Source organism: Nocardia sp. NPDC059228 (assembly GCF_042754245.1).
Classification (GTDB): Bacteria; Actinomycetota; Actinomycetes; order Mycobacteriales; family Mycobacteriaceae; genus Nocardia.
On the sequence record NZ_JBHZAL010000033.1, the window covers coordinates 1 to 19868 of the forward strand.

Here is a 19868-nt window from a genome sequence, read left to right on the forward strand (position 1 = left end):
CACCTCCCCAATTGGGTCTCAAACCCCTTGGCACCGCGCGGCCACCCCCCCCGCTCCGGGGGGTGCCCCTATTTCTTGTTTCCGTCCCCCCCTTTGTGCGGGGCGGCGCGCGGCTGGCGCGCGCCCCAACTCGTATCCGAACCCGAGCGCAGCGCTCTCAGTCCTAGATATCAGCAACAGAATTACCTTCGACAGCCCTGCGGCGTCCACAGCCCGAGCCCGTCGGGTATCGAAACAAGTTGTGCTGCAAGAATTGCGCCGCATTGCGCAGATAGCCGGGTCGGCAGACCGTTTCCGGTCCGACTCGAGGTCAGGACGAGCTTTGGCATTCGCGCCGAACGAATTGTTGTCTCGCCTGGTCGGGTGTCGAGTGTTCCAAACCACGGAATGAACTGCGCGGCAACTGATCCGGTGCCAGATGCCGTGCACCGGCCTCAGGACAGTTTCGCTTCGGGGGCGAAGGCGGGCAGTTTCTCGAGGCTGCTGCGGACGGCTTCGGCGCCGTACTCGAACATCTGCCGCTCGTAGTCGTCGATCGCGTTACGCAGATCGCGGTGGCCTTCGTCGGCCTCGATCAGGCAGCGGCGCAGCAGGTCCGCATCGCGCAGCGCGGTGTTCGCGCCGTTGCCGCCGGTCGGGGAGGTGGCGTGGATCGCGTCGCCGAGCAGCGTGACCGGGCCGGACGCCCAGCGCTCACCGGGCTTGACCACTCTGATCGAGAGCAGTGTGCTGTTGTCCGGGTCGGTCTGCTCGATCAGCGCGCGCAGCGCCGGGTGCCAGCCCTCCATCCTGGACAGCACGGCGTCCTGCGCGGTCAGGTCCTCCAGCGGACTGTTCGGCGGCAGGATCATCGCCCAGCGCACGTAGTCGCCGATGTCGGGCAGCGTGACTTCGGGGGCCAATTGCTCGGCGGCCTGCTTCGGCGGGGTACGGAAGCGCATCGCGCCGAGCAGCAGGCTGACGCCGTCGCCGGCGATCTTCGAGCCGAAAGCCTTGGACAGGCCGGCGAATTCGTCGGTCAGCGGGGTGCGGCCGATGACGAACCGGACGCCGGTGTCGGTCGGGGCGGTCTGCGGCGACAACACCCCGCGGACCGCGGAGGTGACGCCGTCCGCGCCGACGAGCAGGTCGGCGGTGGCCGGGTCGCGGCGGGCGAACCGGGCTCGGACCTTGCCGTCGGCCAGCACGTCGTAGCCGGTCAGCGCGGCATCGGTGTGCATGGTGAGACCGGTCAGCAACAGGTGTCGCAGCACCTGCCGGTCGACGACGATGCCGGTCCGGCCCGCGCCGAGGCTGCCGATCTCGTTCAGCCACGGGTCCAGGATCAGTTGTTCGGCGGAGGCGTCCATGACGATCTGGTCGAGCAGCGGATGCCAGCGCGTCGGCAGGCAGTTTCGCACCGCCTGGAAACCGATCGGATTCAGCACGAGCCGGTAGCCCTGGAACCGCGCGACGATCCCCGGATCGCGCTCGAACACGTCGGCCTCGATCCCGGCACCACGCAGACCCTGCGCGAGAGCCAGACCTCCCAGACCGGCTCCGACAACGGAAACTCGCATCACGCACCTCCTGGACATCTACACGAACTTTGTTCGCTTTGACGATCTAAGTTCTACGTAACGAACTTAGTTCGTGTCAAGCTATAGTGGCCGGTATGCCCGCCGATCCCCGCCAACGCCGCGCAGCCCGCCACGCCCAACCCGCAGCGGAGACTGCCGCGCCGGCACCACGCAAGAAGCCCATCACCGTCGAACGGATCACCGACGCCGCCCTGGAGGTCGTCGCCACCGAGGGCTACGACGCGTTGACCATCCGCCGCGTCGCCACCGCGCTGGGCACCGGTCCGTCATCGCTGTACGCGCACATCGTCAACAAGGACGACATCGATGATCTGCTGATCGGCAGGCTCTACGCCGAAGTCGTGCTCCCCGAACCTAATTCGGACGCCTGGCGCGAACAGCTGCTCGAGGTGTACACGCAGATCCGCGACCTGTACCTGAAATACCCCGGAATCTCGCGGGCCGCGCTGGCCATGGTGTCGACCAACCTGGAGACGCTGCGGGTCGGCGAAGGAATCCTGGCGATCCTGCTCGCGGGTGGCATCGAACCGAGGACGGCCGGATGGGCCCGCGACGCGCTGTCGCTCTACGTCAGCGCCTACGCACTGGAACAGTCGCTGGTCCAGCAACGGCGCCGGCACCAGGATCAGGAATGGGTACTCAGCCACGAGGAGTTGCTGGACCGCTTCACCGCACTGCCCGCCGAGAAATTCCCACACACTCGACGCCACGCCGCCGAGCTGATCTCCGGCACCGGACACGACCGCTTCGAGTTCACCCTCGGCCTGCTCATGAACAATCTGCGGCCCGCATCCCGTTGACCTGCGGCGTGCGGTGGCCACAGGACTCGACCGCCGGGGCGACAGCCCGATCCGGCCGACCGTGCACGAGCGCGCGATCAACACGCACGGATCCGTCTTCAGTTGTCAGTCAAGGATATTGGGCACGGATACGCTCATGGGTCACCTCGATGACCTCGGACCAGCACACCGCCCAGCTGGTACTGGTGCGCGACTCTTTGAACTGACGATCACCCGAGTCCACCGCTCTCGATCCTGGGTAGCAGCAACGGAATTGAGCTGCATCGATCGGAGGTCCGTTTCCCTGCTGACCATTCCGGGTGCGGCGAACGTGGGGCAGCGCTGTCAGCTCGACGACGCTGGTTGCTCGCCCGGGAAAAGGATCGGGCTGATCAAGTGCGGTCTGCGGCCCGGGCCGGGCTGGTTCGCCGCGAGCGGTGCGACGAGGTCGCGAAAGCCGGTGAGCATGCGGTCCAGCTCCTCGCGGCTGAGCCACAGCGTGGCTTGGCGGTAGCCGACCGAGTCGGCGACGGGGTCGGCATCGGGGTGATCGAGGTAGGCGTTGAACTCCGCGATCAGGACGGCCATGGCGGCCGCGAACCCTTGGCGGTGATCGTCCGCGGTCATCGCGCTGCTCGCCTCCGGGGAGACGGTCGGGCGATCGGATCGCAGTCGGTAGAAGCGTTCCACCGCGCCGCGCACGCGTCGCTCATCGCCGATCTCGAGCATTCCCCCCTCGGTGAGCAGGCCGATCTGCCGGTAGACGCTGGTCCGGGGCACATCGGGCATGCGGTCGCACAACTCTCCGGCGCTGCGCAATCGGCCGCCGGACAGTGCGTGGATGATGCGCAATCGCACCGGGTGGAGCAGCAACTCGGTCGGGTCCATTCCTCAACTATCCCATATCTGGTACCGTTCCCAAAGTTGGTATCGATAGGGAGGGTGACCCTGATGCGGGATGTTCCTGGGCGTCGAATGACATTGAACGGCAACGAGATCTACTTCGAAGAGTCCGGCACCGGGAGCACCTGGGTGGTGTTCGAATCCGGTTCGGGCGCCGGGCGAACGCTCTGGGATCCGGTGGTGCCGCTCCTGGGCGACACCGCGCGCACCGTCGCCTACGACCGAGCCGGTCGTGGCCGTAGTGGCCGTCCCGCGGAACCGCAGACCATCGACGACATGGCGGCGACCCTGGTGGCGTTGGTCCAGGCGCTCGCGCCGGAGCGGGTGATCCTGGTGGGCCACAGCATGGGTGGGCTGATCGTGCGCCGCGCCGCGGAAACGCTGGCGCCGGCCGGGCTCGTCCTCATCGACCCGACACCGGAAAACGCTCCGAACTACGACAATTGGGCGCCGACTGTCCGAAAGACCGACCGTATCCTCGCTGTGCAGCAGGCATTGAGCCACTTCCCGCCGCTCATGCGGCTTTTGACCAGTTCCTACGGCCGCAAGTTCCCCGCCGACAGCTACGCGACCATGCTGGCCGAGGACTTCACGTCCGCCGGGCTCACCACAACCCGCCATGAGATAACAGCCGTCGCGGCGGCGATCGACGAATTCCGCCGCCGCCCACCAGAACCGCCGAAATCCGGCGTCATCGTGATCTCCGCGATCCACGCCGCCCGCTACCAGGCTCGCAATCTCGACCTCATGCGCGAATACCAGCGCCGATATGCCGCACAGGTCGGCGCGCAATACGAGGACGCCGTCTCGGAGCACATCATCCCCGCCGAGCGACCCGAGCAAGTCGCTGCCGCGGTTCGCCGACTGATAGACGCTGAAGCATCGCAGGAACAGTGATGGACAAAACGAAACTCCCCGCCGAGCTACATGGCCGGTCCCTACGCGCCGGTTGCTGACGAGATCGATTCGATCGCACTGAAAGTGAGCGGCGCTTTACCCACCGAGCTGAATGGACGGTACTTCCGCAACCCGAGGTGGCTCGGCGGGCTTATCGGGCCGTGACGAACCCCTGGGAGACCAGCCAGTCGCGGGCGACGGTGGCGGGTTCGGCGCCTTCGAGGTCGACCTTGCGGTTGAGTTCGGTGATCGTCTCATTGGTCAGCAAGCGCGAGATCGGCTCCATTACCGTGGCCACCTGGGGGTGTGCGTCGGCGAAGGATTTCCGCATCACCAGGGCCGCATTGTATTTGGGGAAGAAGCCGAGATCGTCGTCCAGAATGCGGAGGTCGAGGGCTTTGATGCGGCCGTCGGTGGTGGCGACCGAACCGAACTGGCAGCCGCCGTTCGCGGTGGAGGTGTAGACCAGTGCGTCCTGCATGATCTGTTTGTGCACCTTGGCGGTGTCGATGCCGTACTTGCGGGCCATGCCGGGGAATCCGTCCTGACGGACACTGAATTCGGTGCCCAGGCAGGTGGGTCCGGTGCCGGGGTCGGTGTTCACGGCCCGCGCGTAGTCGGAGAGCGTCTTCGTCCCGGTCCGCTGTGCGCTTGCCGCGTTGGTGACCAGCGCGTAGGTGTTGTTCATCGGGGCGACGTCCGCCCACAGCATGCCGTGCGCGGCCAGGTCGGCGTCGCGTACCGCCTCGAACTGCTGCTGCGAGTCCGGAATCGGCGTCTCGTTGCCCAGATAGTTGATCCAGCCCGTGCCGGTGTAGTCGTAGGCGATGTCGACCTGCCCGTGCAGCTGGGCATCGCGCAAACTGTTGGACCCGGTGATGTTGGTGAGGTCGCGCACTCGAGCGCCTGCCGCGGTGAGCGCGAATTCGATGACATAGCCGAGAATGTTCTGCTCGGTGAAATCCTTGGACCCCACCGTGATCGCCACGCCCTGCAACCCGGGATCCGGCCGGATGCTGCCCGCTCCGACCTGCAATGGCACCGCCCCGCCGGATTCGAGCCCGCATCCCGCCACCAGCATCAGCCCCAGCGCGGCCAGCACCGCCGTCCATCGCCTCCTCATCGCAGACCCCGTGGGCCGAGGAACTGTTCGGCGAGCGCTCCCAGCCAATCCACCAGCAGCGCGAGCGCCACCGCCAGCATCGCCCCCACCCACAGCGTCACATTGTCCCGCAACTTGTATCCGGTATCGATGAGAATTCCCAGCCCACCCGCGCTGACCAGGAACGACAGCGTCGCCGTCCCCACCGCCAGCACCAGCGAGGTCCGCAGACCCGCGAGGATGTACGGCACGGCAAGCGGAAACTCGATGCGCCGCAACACCATAGCCGCGGACATCCCCTGCCCCCGCCCGGCATCCACCAGCGTGGGATCAACCTGCTGATACCCGAGAATGGTGTTCCGCAATACCGGCAGCAACCCGTAGAACGCGATCGGCGCCACCCCGACCCAGAACCCCGTCTGCTGGGTCAGCAGGTAATACAGCACGATGAGCCCGATGGCCGGTGCGGCCGCACCGATATTGGCCATCCCCACGAAAAGCGGTGCCAGCCTGCGAAATCCGGGCCGGGTGAGCAAGGTCCCCAATGGAACCGCGACAGCGACGACGATGGCCACCACCGTCGCCGTGATCACGACATGCTGTCGGGTGACGGTCACGATATTCGCCGCATTCATGCTCGCCTGCTGTGTGGCTGTCAGATCCCGATCGAACGCCCACACCAGCACCGCCACCCCGAGTCCCACCGCCAACGCCGGCTGCGCCACCAGCCGAATCAGCTCCGACCGCCGCTCGGTACTCGGCCCCCTCATGCCCGCTCGCCCGATTCCGCCACGCTGGAATCCTGTACCGCATCAGCGGGTTTCGCGGTGGCGCGGCCGCTCTCGGCGCGGGTGAGGGAGAGGTGGGTGACGAGGGTGTCGATCGCGATCAAGCCTGCGTATTCGCCGTGATCGCCAGTGACCACGGCGTGGGCGGTGCTCTCGGTGAGCAGCATTTCCAGCGCCTCCTGCAGGGACGAGCGCAGGGCGACCGTGCCGGTGACCGGGTGTCCGGCCTCGCGCAGTGAGGGGGCATGGGCCAACTCCTCGGCCGAAACCCAGCGCAGGGGGCGGTGTTCCGCGTCCAGCACCAGGCCCCAGTGCCATTCCCGCTCGGCGAGGGCGTTGCGCAGGGGTTGCATCTCATCGGTCTCGGTGGCCGTCGGGCACTGCCCGAGTTCGACGTCCTCGACGCGGGTGAGCGTGAGCTGTTTGAGCCCGGCGTCCGCTCCGACGAATCCGGCGACGGTGTCGTCGGCGGGTGCGGCCAGGACGGCGGCCGGGGTGTCGTATTGCAACAGTCGGGAGCCGTTGCCCAGCACCGCGATTCGATCGCCGAGTTTGACGGCTTCGTTGAAATCGTGGGTGACGAAGACGATCGTCTTGTGCAGTTCGGCCTGCAGGCGCAGCAGTTCGTCCTGCAGGAGCCCGCGGGTGATCGGGTCGACCGCGCCGAACGGCTCGTCCATCAGCAGGACGGGCGGGTCCGCGGCGAGTGCGCGTGCGACGCCGACGCGTTGCTGCTGACCGCCCGAGAGCTGGCGCGGGTAGCGGCGGCGGAAGGTGCCCGGATCCAGGCCGACCAGATCGAGCATCTCGTCGACGCGGGCGTTGATCTTCGCGCGATTCCAGCCGAGCAGCGCGGGCACCGTAGCCACGTTGCGCGCCACCGTCTGATGCGGGAACAGCCCGGCCTGCTGGATCGAGTACCCGATCTGTCTGCGCAGCTGGTCCGGATCCTGACGACCGATATCACGCCCGTCGATGGTGATGGTGCCCGAGCTCGGTTCGATGAGCCGGTTGATCATGCGCATGATGGTGGTCTTGCCGCACCCCGACGGGCCGACGAACACCACGATCTCCCCGGCCGGAATGGTGATCGAGAATTCGTCGACCGCCGGATCCCGTTGCCCCGGATAGCGTTTGGTGACCGCGTCGAGCACGATCCGCGCGCCATGTGGCACGTGTGCGGAATCTTTTGCCGCAGTGACGGTTTCAGTCACGAATTCCCCTCGGGGTAGTGCACCGGCCGACGCCGGCCAGCAGGGCGTCGAGCAGCAACGCCAGCACGATGATCAGCACCGTGCCGGTGAGGGCCTGCGGCACCGCGGTCGGGCTGCCCAGCCGGGCCAGCCCGGAGAAGATCAGGTTCCCCAGTCCGGGCCCCTTCGCGTAGGCGGCCATGGCCAGAATCCCCATGATCATCTGGGTGCTGACCCGCATCCCGGTGAGGATCGACGGCCACGCCAGCGGCAGTTCGATGCCGACCAGTACCCGCAGCCGGTTCATCCCGACCCCGCGCGCCGCGTCCGACACCGCCGGATCCACCCCGCCCAGCCCGATGATCGTATTGCGCAGGATCGGCAGCAGCGCGTACAGCACCAGCGCGACCACGGTCGGCCGCACGCCCAGCCCCAGTACCGGAATCAGCAAGCCCAGCAACGCGAACGACGGCACGGTGAGAATGATGCTGGCCAGCGCGGTCGCCAGCGCCGACCCCCACGGGCTGCGGTGCACCGCGATCCCGATCAGCACCGCCAACGCGGACGCGATCAGCATCGATTGCACCACCGCGGATACATGCAGATACGAGTCGGTGAGCAGCTGCCTGCGATGATCGACGACGAAATTCCAGAGCGTGCCCAGAAGCCCCCTCCTGCCTAGGAGTTCACCCCACAGTGTATTGATGCGAACCCCGCCCCGAGCCTTTTCGGCGGTCGACGAGACGATCAGTAGCGGTACGAAGGCCGCTGCGGTTGAACGGACTTCACTCGACGCGGTAGCGCAGCATCACCACGGTGTTGAAGTGCCGCGTCTCGGCCAATCGAAGCTGGATGCGCTTGTCCAGTGACGGGAAGAGCGGTGTGCCGCCGCCGAGCACCACGGGCGAGACGAACAGCTGGTACTCGTCGATGAGCCCGTGCGGCATCAGCGCGGCCGCGAGGCTCGCACCACCGACCTCCATGACGCCGTCTCCCGCGGCCTTGAGCCTGCGCACCTCCTCGACCGCGTCGGCGCTGACCAGGGTGCTGTTCCAATGGACTTCGGTGAGCGTCCGGGAGAAGACGACCTTGGGCTTCTCCCGCCACAGCCCGCCGAATTCGCGCTCGATGCGTGGCGCGTCCTCTGGCACGTGCGGCCAGTACGCGGCCATCAGCTCGTACAGCCGACGACCGTGCAGCGAGACCTCGATCTCTCGGTACCTGTCGTTGTGGAACTGGTGCAACTCCTCGTCCGGGTCGGTCCAGTCGATGCTGCCGTCGCGGTCGTTGACGTAGCCGTCCACGGACACACCGAACCCATAGATCAGTTTCCTCATGAAGGGGTAGACCTCCTGCGCGCTCGAAACTCATCGGTAGTCATCGCATCTCACCAAGAACCAAGGACAAGACGATCAGGGACTCCTCAGCCCGCCGCATGCCATTCCTCAGCGACACAGTCGTCGTCGTAATACCACCACGACAGCCGCGAGCGCCGACAAGGCAATGCCGAGTCCAGCAAACACCCAGGAGATGATCTGTGCCGCCCGCACCGATCCGGGCATCGTCGTCGGATACGGCGGAACCTGACCGTAAGGCTGGTAGTCCTGATCGTTGGCGCCGATCGAACCGGCAGGAAGTCAGGGGCGCAGCAGGGGACGTCCTTCGAGCGCGGCTTTCCAGAGCTTCTCCGAGGCATCTTCGGTGTCGCCGTCCAGGAACTCGGGCAACAGGGCGTCAGCCGCATCATCCGCGTCGGAGTGTTCGAGGTAGTCGCCCCCGGACAAGCGCAGCCGACGGGCCTTCAGATCATCGACGAAGATGACTTCTCCCCTGTCCCATGTTTCGAGCCACGCGCCCGCAGAGGCAGCACCGTTTACGACGACCACTCCCATGTCGGAGAGTTCCGTCATCAGCAGGCCCCCGACGGTGAGCGAGCCGCCGATGAACAGATTGCTGTCCATCAGGCACATCAGGTGCTGCGCGGTCACCGAGCCGGTGACAAACAGCGGCGTGTACACATCTGCGTTCAAGAAGCGCATCGGCCCGTCGACCGTCAGGTCGCCATCGATGACGTAAACGGTGTCCGGCGCCAGACCAGGGTCGTTCCCTATCGACAAAGGCCCGTCGATGGTGAGGCCACCCTCGTGAACGAAGAAGCACCCTGGTTCGTCCTCGAAGAGTTCTTCCAGGTCTTCCACGTGGTTGTCGCTGGCTTTGCAGATGTCGTAACGCTCTGCCGCCTCGGACAGCGGTACTGATTCCCAACGTGTACACCACTGTTCGAAGGACACCTGACTCCTCGCGTTCTGTCCGATCCCGGTTGCTGTGCGGCACAGCAAAACCCATCCAGCGAGTCTTGCACACGCCGTCACTCGACCGCATAGCTTCGGTACGTCAGCGGGCCGGCATCACCCAACTCCCGAATTGGGTTCTGAGCTTCAAACCCTGTTTCTGTCCCCGGCGCACAACACTGTCAGTCCGAGACAGCAGCTCACGCATCCTTCGCTACGGCCGGCCCGCCGCTTTCGCATTCGGAGGGAAGCGTTGTGACATGAAGGCTAGAGCGTAGGCCATCGACGCCAATCCCCGTATCGCGCAACATGTTTCATACTCACTGCACGTCGGGGATGGTCGTTGCCTGAGGGGCGGTAGGGTTCGGGCGGTGGAAGGGATGACATCGATGAGACGACTGGCGGTTGCGGTGGGGGCGGCGATGGTGGTGGCCGCGGGGCAGTTCGGGGTGGGTGCGGCGCAGGACGATTCCGGGGCCTTGGATCGGCTGGTGGAGTTGGTGAGCGAGCGGCTCGGTACCGCGGATACCGTCGCGGCGGTCAAGTGGGCGGGGGCGGTGCGGGATGGGGGCGAGCCGATGATCGACGATCCGGGTCGTGAACAGGCGATCTATCATGCGATGGCTCAGCTGGGGGCGGAGCGGAAGCTGCCTGCGGGGCTGGTCCGGCAGGTGTTCGAAGGTCAGATCGAGGCTAGCAAGATCGTCCAGCGTGGGCTGGTGACCGAATGGCGGTATGGGCTGGCGACGGCGCCGGCGCCCGCGACGGATCTGGCCGGGGTACGGCCGGTGATCGATGGCCTCAACGTCGCGATCATCGACGAATTGGATAGGGAGCGGACCGAATTGACGCGCTCCGACTGCCCGGCGCGAGTCGCCGCCGGGGTGCTCGCTGTCGCCGGGAACGACAATCTCGACGCTCTCCACGCGGCGGCGCTCGTGCGCGCGTCGACTCCACTGTGTGGGAGCTGACATATGTCCCCCCAGCACAGAGACGTCACCCTGATAGGGACTGCCGCAACCAGCATCCGAATTCGGCTGCCGAGCAACAGCGTTCATGGCAACTCAGTCGAGACAGAATTCGTTGCCCTCGATGTCCTGCATCACGAGGCACAACTCGTTGACGCCATCGGCGCGCAGTAGTCGCAGGCGTACCGCGCCGAGCGCGACCAGCCGTGCGCACTCGGCCTCGAGTGCGGCCAAGCGCTCTTCACCCACGAGCCCAGTGCCGACTCGCACGTCGAGATGCACCCGATTCTTGGTGATCTTCCCTTCGGGCACACGCTGAAAGAACAGTCGCGGGCCCACACCTGACGGATCAACACATGCGAACGCTGAACCCTGATGCTCGGGCGGCAGGGAGGAATTGAAATCGGCCCAACTGGCAAACCCCTCCGGTGGCGGCGGAATGACATACCCCAGCACATCGCACCAGAAACGAGCGACACGCTCAGGCTCTGCGCAGTCGAAGGTGACCTGGATCTGTTTGACCGACGCCATCGGTTCACCATAGCGGCAGGGGCCTTCGCCGCCTCGGCAGCAGCCCTACCCGACGCGGTCCCACCCTCGCCATGCCGCCCAACCTGCGTGGCGTTCAACGGATTCCGCGCCGCGACCGCTGCCTTCCGCCGCCTCGCCCGTAGCGCACTCCCCGCGGTGGTACCCGCGCCCGAAGGTCGGCGAGAACGTCTGGGGCGACTATGAATTGGGATTCGGCCGAGTCGGTGCCGTCGTCGACCAGGACTCGATACTCGTGGTCGACGACGGGTTCGACGGTGATTCGGGGGTTGGTCATCGGGACAGGGGGCTATAGAAAACGAAGCCGTTGCCTTTGTTGTCGTAGACGACGGCGCGGCGTTCGTGGGCATCGTCGTAGGGGCCCTTGACGATGCCGCCGCCGCTGGCCTCGATGGCCTTGGCGGCCGCGTCCACGTCCGCGGTTTTGATGCCGACGACTACCTGGCCGTGGATAGGGTGGTCTACCGCGCTGGCGAGGGCGAGGGTGACGGGGCCGCCGTTGAGGGCGGCGAAGTGGGCGCCGTCGCGGAACTTCAGCGGCATGCCGAGGGTTTCGGTGTAGAAATCGATGGATTCATCGAGGTTGTCGGTGGACAGGATGATCATCTTGACTTCGTGATCGCTCATGGCTGCCTCCTGGGGGCGAGGTGGTGGCGCGCCCGGAATGCCCGGGTTCGGTCGCCCACCATGATGGCTGCTCCGCGCCGCCGGGGATCGCCAACGACACGCCGCCGCCCACTGAGCGGGCCTCGTACCTCGCCGCCACAGACGTGGCAAATGTCCAATTTCCGCCATGCTCTTTTGTTTCACGAAATCAACTTTTATAGTTGATTCATGGAAGCAAACAAAAACCAGGTTTCGCGATTGGCCCGCAGCACCGCACGATTCGCGGAAGCCATGCGGCAGGGCACTTCTCGCGCCTACGACCCGGTCCGGGTCGGCGTGCTGCAGTGCGCGGTCGAGTCCGGGCCGCTGCGGGCCGGGGAGATCGCCGAATGCCTGGACGCGTTGCCGTCTTCCATCACCCGGCATGTCCAGGCGCTGATCGACTCCGGGCTGGTCAGCACCTCCCCCGATCCGGCGGATCGGCGGGCGGTGCTGGTCGAGGCCACCGAGGCGGGGCGGGCCGAGCTCGCGCAGTTCCTGGAGATCGGCGACCAGGTCTTCGGCGAGGTGATCGCCGACTGGTCCGCCGAGGATGTCGACACGCTCACCCGGCTGCTCGATCGCATGATCGAGGCCTGGGCCGCGGCGGGTGCACACCAGCAGCAGCGGGCGAGCCGCAAACGCCCGGGCCGATTCGGCTGGAGCCGGATCTGACCTCAGGAGAGGACCCATTGCCATGGCCACCAACACACCCCTGCACGTGATCATCGCCGGCGGCGGCATCGGCGGGCTGGCGCTCGCCAACGGCCTGCGCCGCGCCGGCGTGAGCGTCAGCGTGCACGAACGCGAAACCCAGCGCACCGACCGGCTGCAGGGTTTCCGTATCCACATCAACCCGCACGGCAGCAATGCCCTGGCGGAACTGCTGTCGCCGGAGCTGTATTCGACCTTCACCGCATGTGCGGGCAAGGGCGGCAACGGGTTCGGTTTCGTCACGGAACAGTTGCGGGAACTGCTCCAGATCGATCCGGAGGAGGGTGCGCACACCGCCGGCGGGCACTACGGCATCAGCCGGATCACCCTGCGGCAGCTGCTGCTCGCCGATCTGGGCGACATCGTGCACTACGGCAGCATGTTCGACCGCTATGAGCGGCTGCCCGACGGCCGGATCCGCGCCCATTTCGGCCACGGCGACTCCGAGATCGGTGATGTCCTGGTCGGCGCGGACGGCGGCACCTCCCGGGTACGGGCGCAATACCTCCCACAGGCCGAGCGCGTGGACACCGGAATCGTCACCATCGCAGGCAAATACGGCCTGACACCGGAATCGCGGGCCCGCCTGGACGCCCGGCTGCTGCGCAATCCGCTCAGCGTCATCCCGCCCAGCGGCTGCGGAATGTTCCTCGCCCCACACGAATTCGACATCCCCGCCGGTGCCGAATTCATCGCCGGGAACCAGGCCGGCCTCGAGCCCGGGCTGCTCCTCGACAACACCCAGCCGTACGTGTTCTGGGCCTTCGCCGCCAAACGCGAACGCTACGGGGCCGACGTGGAGGCGCTCTCACCTGTCGGCCTGCACGCTCTAGCCGTGCGCATGACCACGGGGTGGGCGCCCGAATTGCGGTCGCTGGTAGCCGATTCCGATCCGGAGACCGCCACCCTGCTGCCGATCAAGACGTCGGTCCCGATCCCGGCCTGGCAGACCACGAATGTCACGCTGCTCGGCGATGCGGTGCACAGCATGACCCCGTTCGCCGGTATCGGCGCGAATACCGCACTGCGCGACGCCCGGGGGCTGTGCCGCGCACTGGTGGCCGCCGAACGCCGTGAGCTCGGACTGCTCGAGGGCATCCACCGATACGAATCAGACATGATCGACTACGGCTTCGCGGCGGTGCGGACCTCGCTGACCGCGGCCACCCAGTCGGTGTCCGACAGCCGGTTTGCGCGCGGCGCAGGCAAACTCGTCTTCCGCACCGCCAACGCGGTGCCCGCCATGAAGCGAAAGATGTTCGCCGACTTGGCTGCCGAGTGATAGCTGCCGCGCATGTGCCGCCCGCGTGCCGAGCGGGTGGCACATGCGGATCACCACCCTCGAATGTCCAAAGTCCAACGCGCACATGGCATTCAGAAGGCTCGCAGATTGCTGAACCGGCGGATACGTCCCAGCCGGAAGTAATTTGAATGAAACATTCCCTTTCAATTTCCCAATCCGAACCTTGCCCGGTAGTGTGCCGTCGTCGCCTCAGCGATCGCGAAACCCCTGTTCTGGCAATGGAGTTCGAGTGCTGGAAATTCACCACTTCAGCTACGGTTGGATCACCCCCGTACTGGCGTACGTCATGTCCGTCACCGGATCCCTGCTCGGTCTGCGGTGTACGGCACGGGCCCGGTCCGGGGACGGGCGCAGTGGCTGGCTCATCTCGGCGGCCGTGGCCATCGGCGGCACCGGAATCTGGGTGATGCACTTCGTCGCCATGCTGGGCTTCACCATCCGTGGTGCGGTGGTCAAGTACAACGTGCCGCTCACCCTGCTCAGCGCCGTCATCTCGGTCACCGTGGTGTGGATGGGCCTGTTCATCGTGGCCCGCGAGCCATTCGGCCGCTTGTCGCTGTTCGCGGGCGGCGCGGTCACCGGGCTCGGCGTCGGCGCCATGCACTACTCGGGCATGTACGCCATGCGGTCCGACGCCATGATCGACTACAACGCCGGCATCGTCACGCTGTCCATGGTGATCGCGGTGGTCGCGGCCACCGTGGCGCTGTGGTTCACGCTGGTCATCACCGGCATCTGGGCCACCATCGGCGCGGCCCTGATCATGGGTGTCGCGGTCTGCGGCATGCACTACACGGGCATGGCCTCGATGAGCGCGCACCACATGGACAATCCGGCCACCCCGCGGGGGGCGGGCCCGATGGAATTGCTGGCCCCGCTGATGATCAGCGTCAGCATGGTGACGCTCGTCCTGCTCATTCACGTCGGCCTCACCGAGGTGGACGAACGCTCCATGATGCCCGAACCGGAACGGCCCGAACCGGCGCGCGCGGGCTGGTCGCTGCGAGCGGCCTCGGCGGTGGCCGACACCCGCGGCTCCGGCCAGGATGAGCCCGGTCCCCGCGACTACCGGACCGCGGGCCTGTACGCACCGGCCGCCGACTATCAGGCGCCCGGCCGCCACGAAATGCCCCCGCCCGGCGACCGGCGTTCGGACCAGTTCTACCCGGCGGCCGGCGGCCCGGCGGCGCGCCCCGATCGGAATCCGGTTCCGCCGCAGCGCAGTACCCGCTACTCATAGCCGAACCCGCCCGACTGTGGGCAATCTCCATTCTCAGCCGGGCAGGCTGAGAATTGCCGACCCGGTTCGCTGAGAATCCGGTTCCGGTGTTCGACTTTGGGGCACATCGGCAGCAAACTGACTGCCGTGGAGCACCACCAGCTGGAGTTGATCTTCGCGGTCCTGTTCGCGACCATCCTGGCCCAGCCGCTCGGACGGCGGCTGGGCCAGGCCCCGGCGGTCCTCATGACCGCCTTCGGCGTGGTGCTGGCCCTGATTCCGCAGGTGCCGAATATCGAGATCGATCCCGAACTCATCCTGCCGCTGGTGCTGCCTCCCCTGCTGTACGCGGCCGCGCGGCGCACCTCCTGGCGGCAGTTCGCCGAGAACTGGGTGGCCATCAGCCTGCGCGCGGTGGTGCTGGTCATCGTGACCACGGCGGCCGTGGCCTGGGCCTTTCACCTCTGGTATCCGGCCGTGCCGATCGGTGCCGCGGTGGCGCTCGGCGCCCTGGTCGCGCCACCGGATCCGGTGGCGGTCTCGGCGCTGGCCGGCAAGCTGGGCTTGCCCCGGCGTCTGGTCGCGGTGCTCGAGGGCGAGGGGCTGTTCAACGACGTGACCGCGATCGTCCTCTACACGGCGGCGATTCAGGCCGTGGTGACCGGTTCCTTCTCAGCCTGGGGCGCATTCCGCGATTTCCTGGTGTCGGCGTTGGTCGGGGCGTTGGTCGGGCTGCTGTTCGGCTGGGCCGGAAGCAAACTCATGCAGCGGCTGGACGAGGCCCCGTGGCGGGTGGCGCTGGGACTGCTGCTGCCGTTCGCCGCCTACGGGCTCTCGGAGTCACGGGGCGGGTCGGCGGTGCTGGCGGTGCTGGTCTGCTCGATGTATCTCACCCATGCCGCAACCGATTTCAGTGACAGCGACTACCGGCTGGTCGGCGACTCCTTCTGGGAGATCACCGAGATGCTGGTCACCGGTTTCGCTTTCGGCCTGATCGGACTCGAGCTGAGCACGGTACTGCGCGACGCCGGACCCGACTGGCCGCGCTTCATCGGCGGTGCGGCGGTGATCATCGCGGTGGTGGTGGGATTGCGGCTGATCTGGCTGCTGACCACGACCGTGATCTTCCGATCCTGGTGGCGCACCCGCGACAAGGACGAGCCCCACACCTGGCGCGAGACCGTGGTGACCTGGTGGGCGGGCATGCGCGGGGTCGCCACGGTGGCGCTGGCCCTGGCCGTACCGTTCACCACCGACAGCGGACAACCGTTCCCGGGCCGCACCGAAATCCTGTTCACCGCCATCGCGGTCGTGCTGTTCACGCTGCTGCTACAGGGCCCGACCCTGCCCGCCGTGGTGCGGGCGACCGGCGTGCACGCCGACACCGGCACCGAGCGTGCCTTCGAACGCCAGCTCTGGACCCGGGTGCTGGAGGCCGAACTGGCCCGGCTCGAGGAGATCTCGGAGACCGAGCACCTCCCCGCGGAGGTCTACGACCGGCTGCGCACGGGATTCGAACGCCGTCTGGCCCAGGCGGATCCGGAGGCCGCCGGGGACAATCCCCGGACCCACACCGATCGCACGCTGGCCTTCACCACGAAGATGCGCTCCATCACCAATGAGGTGCTGGAGGCGGGCCGGGCCGAGGCGCTGGCAGCGCGCCGCGAACCGGGGATACCGCCCGATGTGGTGGACCGCGTCATGCGCCGGCTCGATCTGCGCCGGTAACCGACCGCTACCCGGTCCGGCCCAGCTTCACCAGGACGGCGACGAATTCCCGCAGGAAGGATTTCCGGGTCAGCAGCCGGGAGGTACGCGCCCCGGTGACCTGAGCGCGCAGCCCCAGCCGCCGGGCCAGCCCGGCCGTGCGCAACACGTGAAAGTCACTGGTGACCACGGTTATTCGCACCTGCTCCGGATCCATACCGCGCCCGCGTAGTTCCCGGACGGTGAACCGCAGATTCTCCTCGGTATTGCGGGACCGGTTCTCGCGCAGGATGCGGTCGTCCGGAATGCCCTGCGCCACAAGATAATCAGCCATCGCCTCGGCCTCGGCCACGGTTTCGGGCCCGCTCTGCCCGCCCGACACCACCAGCAGCGGTGTACGCCCTCGGCGGCGTTCCTCTCCCACCACCTCGAGCGTCCGGTTCAGCCGTCTGGCAAGCATCGGTGCAACCCGATCGTGGCGCAGCCGGCAACCGAGCACGACCACCACGTCCGCGCCAGGCCGCGGGGAAAGCCGCGCACGACCGACCGTATAGCCGGTGAACCCGAGAAACGGCACCAGCACCACGGTTCCCGCCAGCGCCAGCACCACTCGCCATCGTCGCATCCCGCCTGTACCTCCTGCTCCGCGCCGAGTCGGCACTGTTCGAGCGGCCTGCCACAAGCCCGGGTGAACAGTACTTCCCGCGCCGGCGGCGAGGCCGGGCGGCAGCGGATTCGGTCAGAAAGCGAAGACGTCGGCAGGTCGCGCACCGCTCAGTGTTTCGCGTGGTCACGCTCCGTCCCCGCGACGAGCCGTGGGGCTTCCACCGAGATCGCGCCCGCATCGGCGAGCGCGCGGTCGGCCGATGTGTCCTTGAGATCGACCCCCGACCGGCCGAGCCGACGAGCACCATCGACCAACCCCGCGACGACCTGAGCCGCACGCGCGTACGAGAGCCCTTCGGGGGGATGAATATTCGAGATGCAGTTCCGCTCGGAATCGAATCGTCCGGGACGCGGGCAATGGGTGAGATAGATCCCGAGACTGTCGGCGACCGACAGCCCGGGCCGCTCCCCGATCAACACCAGCACCGTCCGCACATCGAGCGCCGCGCCGATGTGATCCCCCAGCGCCACCCGGGCCTGCGTGGCGATCACCGGCGGGGCGAGCGTGTATCGCCCCTCGAACGCCGCGAGCAACGCCACGAGCATCGGAACCCCGTGATCGGCGAGCGCCTTCGACGAAAGTCCGTCCGCCAGAACGAAACCCACGTCCACCCCGCTGTGCGGCACCGCCGGGTCAGCGGTTTCGGGCAGCCGCCCGAGATCCGGACGCCGCAGGTATTCCGAGCGATCACTCGCCCTGCTGCGCACGTGCACCGGCTCGCCGATCCCGAGACCCCTCACCTCGGCGGCCAGGGCCGCGATATCGAGCGGACTGTGCACGGCATCGCGGGCCGCGGCATGGGCCGCCCGGAACTCGAGCACCTCCGCGGTGGACAGCGCGTCCCCGGTACGCCCGAGCCCGATCCGCGCCTGTGTACTGCGCCGCAGTCCGTCCCAGAACGCTTGCGCGGCAATATCCTCGGTGCGGCGGATCGGGCGCACGGGTTCGATCGGGCTCACTGGTCTCCCTCCGGGTACGGGTCGGCGTTGTCGGCGACTCCGATCGACATCACCGGACGAGCCTCGGCCATCCGAGTTCCAATCCTGTTCGCGCAGAATCGCTTTCGCGCAGGGGTAACCCGCGAGGTGGCGCCGATGCTCACGCCGCCCCCTTGGCAGCCAGCGCCCGCAGCGGGGAGGACAGGGGCTCGACGGGGAGAATGCGGCCGGTCGAGTCCATCATGCCGAGACCGTCGAGCCAGGCGGCGAATTCGGGGGCGGGGCGGAGATCGAGGATCTGCCGGGCATAAAGGGCGTCGTGGTAGGCGAGGCTCTGGTAGCCGAGCATGACGTCGTCGGCGCCGGGGACCGCGATGACGAAGGGGCAGCCCGCGGCGGCCAGCAGGGTGAGCAGGGTGTCCATGTCGTCCTGGTCGGCTTCGGCGTGATTGGTGTAGCAGACGTCGACGCCCATGGGGAGGCCGAGGAGCTTGCCGCAGAAGTGGTCCTCGAGGCCGGCGCGGATGATCTGCTTGCCGTCGTAGAGGTATTCGGGGCCGATGAAACCGACCACCGTATTGATCAGGAACGGGTCCAGATCGCGGGCGATGGCGTAGGCGCGGGCCTCGAGGGTCTGCTGGTCGACCGGCTTGCCGCCGGCGCCCAGGTGCGCGCCCGCCGAAAGCGCCGAGCCCTGACCGGTTTCCAGGTACATGACGTTGTCGCCCACGGTCCCGCGACGCAGCGACCGGCCCGCCTCGTTGGCCTCGCGCAGCAGCGAGATGGTCACGCCGAAGCCGGAATTCGCGCGCTGGGTGCCCGCGATGGACTGGAACACCAGATCCACCGGCGCTCCCGCCTCGATGAGCCCGAGCGTGGTGGTGACATGCGACAGCACACACGACTGCGTCGGAATCTCGAAGCGCTGCCGCACCTCGTCGAGCAGGTACAGCAGATCCGCCGTGGCCTGCGGCGAATCGGTGGCCGGATTGATGCCGATCACCGCGTCCCCGCACCCCAGCAGCAGCCCGTCCAGCACCGCCGCGGCGATCCCGCGTGGATCATCGGTCGGATGGTTGGGCTGCAATCGCGTGGCGAGCGTGCCCGGCACCCCGATGCTGGTCCGGAATCCGGAGCGCACCTCGGCCGCCCGCGCGACCGCGATCAGGTCCTGATTGCGCATGAGTTTGCCGACGGCCGCGACCATCTCGGGTGTGAGCCCGGGTGCGACGGCCCGCAGGGTGACCGCGGCATCGGGCCGGGCGGCCACCGCGAGCAGCCAGTCCCGCAGCCCGCCCACCGTCAGATGCGAAATCGCCTGGAACGCACCGCGATCGTGCCCGTCGATGATCAACCGCGTGACCTCGTCGGTCTCGTACGGCACCACCGGCTCCTCCAGGAAGACGCCCAGCGACACCTCGGCCAGCGCCCACTGCGCTGCCGCCCGCTCGGCGTCGGAGTGCGCCGCGCACCCCGCCAGTTCATCCCCGCTGCGCCGCGGTGTGGCCTTGGCCAGCAGTTCGACCAGCCCGTCGAAGGTGTAGGTGCTGCCGCCCAGGCGCTGATGGAAGATCACCCTCCCGATGGTCCGGGCCCATATTGCCGGTCGGTAACCACCGCTTTCC

20 protein-coding genes are annotated in these 19868 nt (G+C 67.3%); 7 read left to right on the forward strand and 13 right to left on the reverse strand.

The window, feature by feature from the left end:
- Positions 1 to 434 precede the first annotated feature (434 nt).
- Complete coding sequence (locus tag ACFXKA_RS34225) at positions 435 to 1559, reverse strand: FAD-dependent oxidoreductase (protein WP_379430472.1); 1125 nt, start codon at positions 1557 to 1559, stop codon at positions 435 to 437.
- Between the two features lie 95 nt (positions 1560 to 1654).
- Here ACFXKA_RS34225 and ACFXKA_RS34230 point away from each other — a divergent pair, with 95 nt between their 5' ends.
- On the forward strand, positions 1655 to 2380 hold the full coding sequence (locus ACFXKA_RS34230) for a TetR/AcrR family transcriptional regulator (RefSeq protein ID WP_379430473.1): 726 nt from the start codon (positions 1655 to 1657) through the stop codon (positions 2378 to 2380).
- Positions 2381 to 2704: 324 nt separating this feature from the next.
- On the opposite strand, the gene ACFXKA_RS34235 is transcribed toward ACFXKA_RS34230, so the two are convergent.
- Positions 2705 to 3247: a helix-turn-helix domain-containing protein gene (locus tag ACFXKA_RS34235; RefSeq protein ID WP_379430474.1), complete on the reverse strand. Its 543-nt coding sequence runs from the start codon at positions 3245 to 3247 to the stop codon at positions 2705 to 2707.
- A gap of 63 nt (positions 3248 to 3310) precedes the next feature.
- On the opposite strand from ACFXKA_RS34235, the gene ACFXKA_RS34240 reads away from it, so the two are divergent.
- Positions 3311 to 4159: an alpha/beta fold hydrolase gene (locus tag ACFXKA_RS34240; protein ID WP_379430475.1), complete on the forward strand. Its 849-nt coding sequence runs from the start codon at positions 3311 to 3313 to the stop codon at positions 4157 to 4159.
- 151 nt (positions 4160 to 4310) lie between these two features.
- On the opposite strand, the gene ACFXKA_RS34245 is transcribed toward ACFXKA_RS34240, so the two are convergent.
- The 6 genes from ACFXKA_RS34245 to ACFXKA_RS34270 form a co-directional block, all read right to left on the reverse strand.
- A complete protein-coding gene (locus ACFXKA_RS34245) occupies positions 4311 to 5282 on the reverse strand; it encodes a glycine betaine ABC transporter substrate-binding protein (protein WP_354836912.1) in 972 nt (323 codons plus the stop codon).
- Positions 5279 to 6031, reverse strand: coding sequence for an ABC transporter permease (locus ACFXKA_RS34250; RefSeq protein WP_379430476.1), 753 nt, complete (start codon positions 6029 to 6031; stop codon positions 5279 to 5281). The genes ACFXKA_RS34245 and ACFXKA_RS34250 overlap by 4 nt, the downstream gene beginning before the upstream one ends.
- On the reverse strand, positions 6028 to 7263 hold the full coding sequence (locus ACFXKA_RS34255) for an ABC transporter ATP-binding protein (RefSeq protein ID WP_379430477.1): 1236 nt from the start codon (positions 7261 to 7263) through the stop codon (positions 6028 to 6030). Before ACFXKA_RS34255 ends, ACFXKA_RS34250 begins: the two co-directional genes overlap by 4 nt.
- Positions 7256 to 7906 carry an ABC transporter permease gene (locus tag ACFXKA_RS34260; protein WP_379430525.1) on the reverse strand — a complete coding sequence of 217 codons (651 nt, stop codon included), beginning with the start codon at positions 7904 to 7906 and terminating at the stop codon, positions 7256 to 7258. Before ACFXKA_RS34260 ends, ACFXKA_RS34255 begins: the two co-directional genes overlap by 8 nt.
- Positions 7907 to 8027: 121 nt before the next feature.
- The gene (locus tag ACFXKA_RS34265; protein WP_379430478.1) at positions 8028 to 8579 is read right to left on the reverse strand and encodes a dihydrofolate reductase family protein; all 552 of its coding nucleotides are present in this window, start codon (positions 8577 to 8579) and stop codon (positions 8028 to 8030) included.
- A gap of 300 nt (positions 8580 to 8879) precedes the next feature.
- On the reverse strand, positions 8880 to 9533 hold the full coding sequence (locus tag ACFXKA_RS34270) for a hypothetical protein (RefSeq protein WP_379430479.1): 654 nt from the start codon (positions 9531 to 9533) through the stop codon (positions 8880 to 8882).
- A gap of 422 nt (positions 9534 to 9955) precedes the next feature.
- Between ACFXKA_RS34270 and ACFXKA_RS34275 the strand changes: the two genes are divergently transcribed.
- Positions 9956 to 10504: a chorismate mutase gene (locus tag ACFXKA_RS34275; protein ID WP_379430480.1), complete on the forward strand. Its 549-nt coding sequence runs from the start codon at positions 9956 to 9958 to the stop codon at positions 10502 to 10504.
- 93 nt (positions 10505 to 10597) lie between these two features.
- Here ACFXKA_RS34275 and ACFXKA_RS34280 read toward each other — a convergent pair whose 3' ends face one another.
- Together ACFXKA_RS34280 and ACFXKA_RS34285 are read right to left on the reverse strand one after the other, a co-directional pair.
- Positions 10598 to 11032, reverse strand: coding sequence for a VOC family protein (locus tag ACFXKA_RS34280; RefSeq protein ID WP_379430481.1), 435 nt, complete (start codon positions 11030 to 11032; stop codon positions 10598 to 10600).
- A gap of 291 nt (positions 11033 to 11323) precedes the next feature.
- Complete coding sequence (locus ACFXKA_RS34285; protein ID WP_379430482.1) at positions 11324 to 11677, reverse strand: VOC family protein; 354 nt, start codon at positions 11675 to 11677, stop codon at positions 11324 to 11326.
- Between the two features lie 207 nt (positions 11678 to 11884).
- On the opposite strand from ACFXKA_RS34285, the gene ACFXKA_RS34290 reads away from it, so the two are divergent.
- The 4 genes from ACFXKA_RS34290 (at position 11885) to ACFXKA_RS34305 (ending at position 16659) form a co-directional block, all read left to right on the forward strand.
- Positions 11885 to 12370 carry a MarR family winged helix-turn-helix transcriptional regulator gene (locus ACFXKA_RS34290; protein ID WP_379430483.1) on the forward strand — a complete coding sequence of 162 codons (486 nt, stop codon included), beginning with the start codon at positions 11885 to 11887 and terminating at the stop codon, positions 12368 to 12370.
- A 22-nt stretch (positions 12371 to 12392) separates the two neighbouring features.
- A complete protein-coding gene (locus ACFXKA_RS34295) occupies positions 12393 to 13691 on the forward strand; it encodes an FAD-dependent oxidoreductase (RefSeq protein ID WP_379430484.1) in 1299 nt (432 codons plus the stop codon).
- A gap of 250 nt (positions 13692 to 13941) precedes the next feature.
- A complete protein-coding gene (locus ACFXKA_RS34300) occupies positions 13942 to 14952 on the forward strand; it encodes an MHYT domain-containing protein (protein WP_379430485.1) in 1011 nt (336 codons plus the stop codon).
- A gap of 126 nt (positions 14953 to 15078) precedes the next feature.
- Positions 15079 to 16659, forward strand: a complete 1581-nt coding sequence (locus ACFXKA_RS34305; RefSeq protein ID WP_379430486.1) for a Na+/H+ antiporter — start codon at positions 15079 to 15081, stop codon at positions 16657 to 16659.
- Between the two features lie 7 nt (positions 16660 to 16666).
- Here ACFXKA_RS34305 and ACFXKA_RS34310 read toward each other — a convergent pair whose 3' ends face one another.
- From ACFXKA_RS34310 to ACFXKA_RS34320, 3 genes are all read right to left on the reverse strand, one after another.
- Complete coding sequence (locus ACFXKA_RS34310) at positions 16667 to 17263, reverse strand: YdcF family protein (RefSeq protein WP_379430487.1); 597 nt, start codon at positions 17261 to 17263, stop codon at positions 16667 to 16669.
- Between the two features lie 149 nt (positions 17264 to 17412).
- A complete protein-coding gene (gene eutC / locus ACFXKA_RS34315) occupies positions 17413 to 18237 on the reverse strand; it encodes an ethanolamine ammonia-lyase subunit EutC (RefSeq protein WP_379430526.1) in 825 nt (274 codons plus the stop codon).
- A 166-nt stretch (positions 18238 to 18403) separates the two neighbouring features.
- A complete protein-coding gene (locus tag ACFXKA_RS34320) occupies positions 18404 to 19819 on the reverse strand; it encodes an ethanolamine ammonia-lyase subunit EutB (RefSeq protein WP_379430488.1) in 1416 nt (471 codons plus the stop codon).
- Between the last annotated feature and the right edge of the window lie 49 nt (positions 19820 to 19868).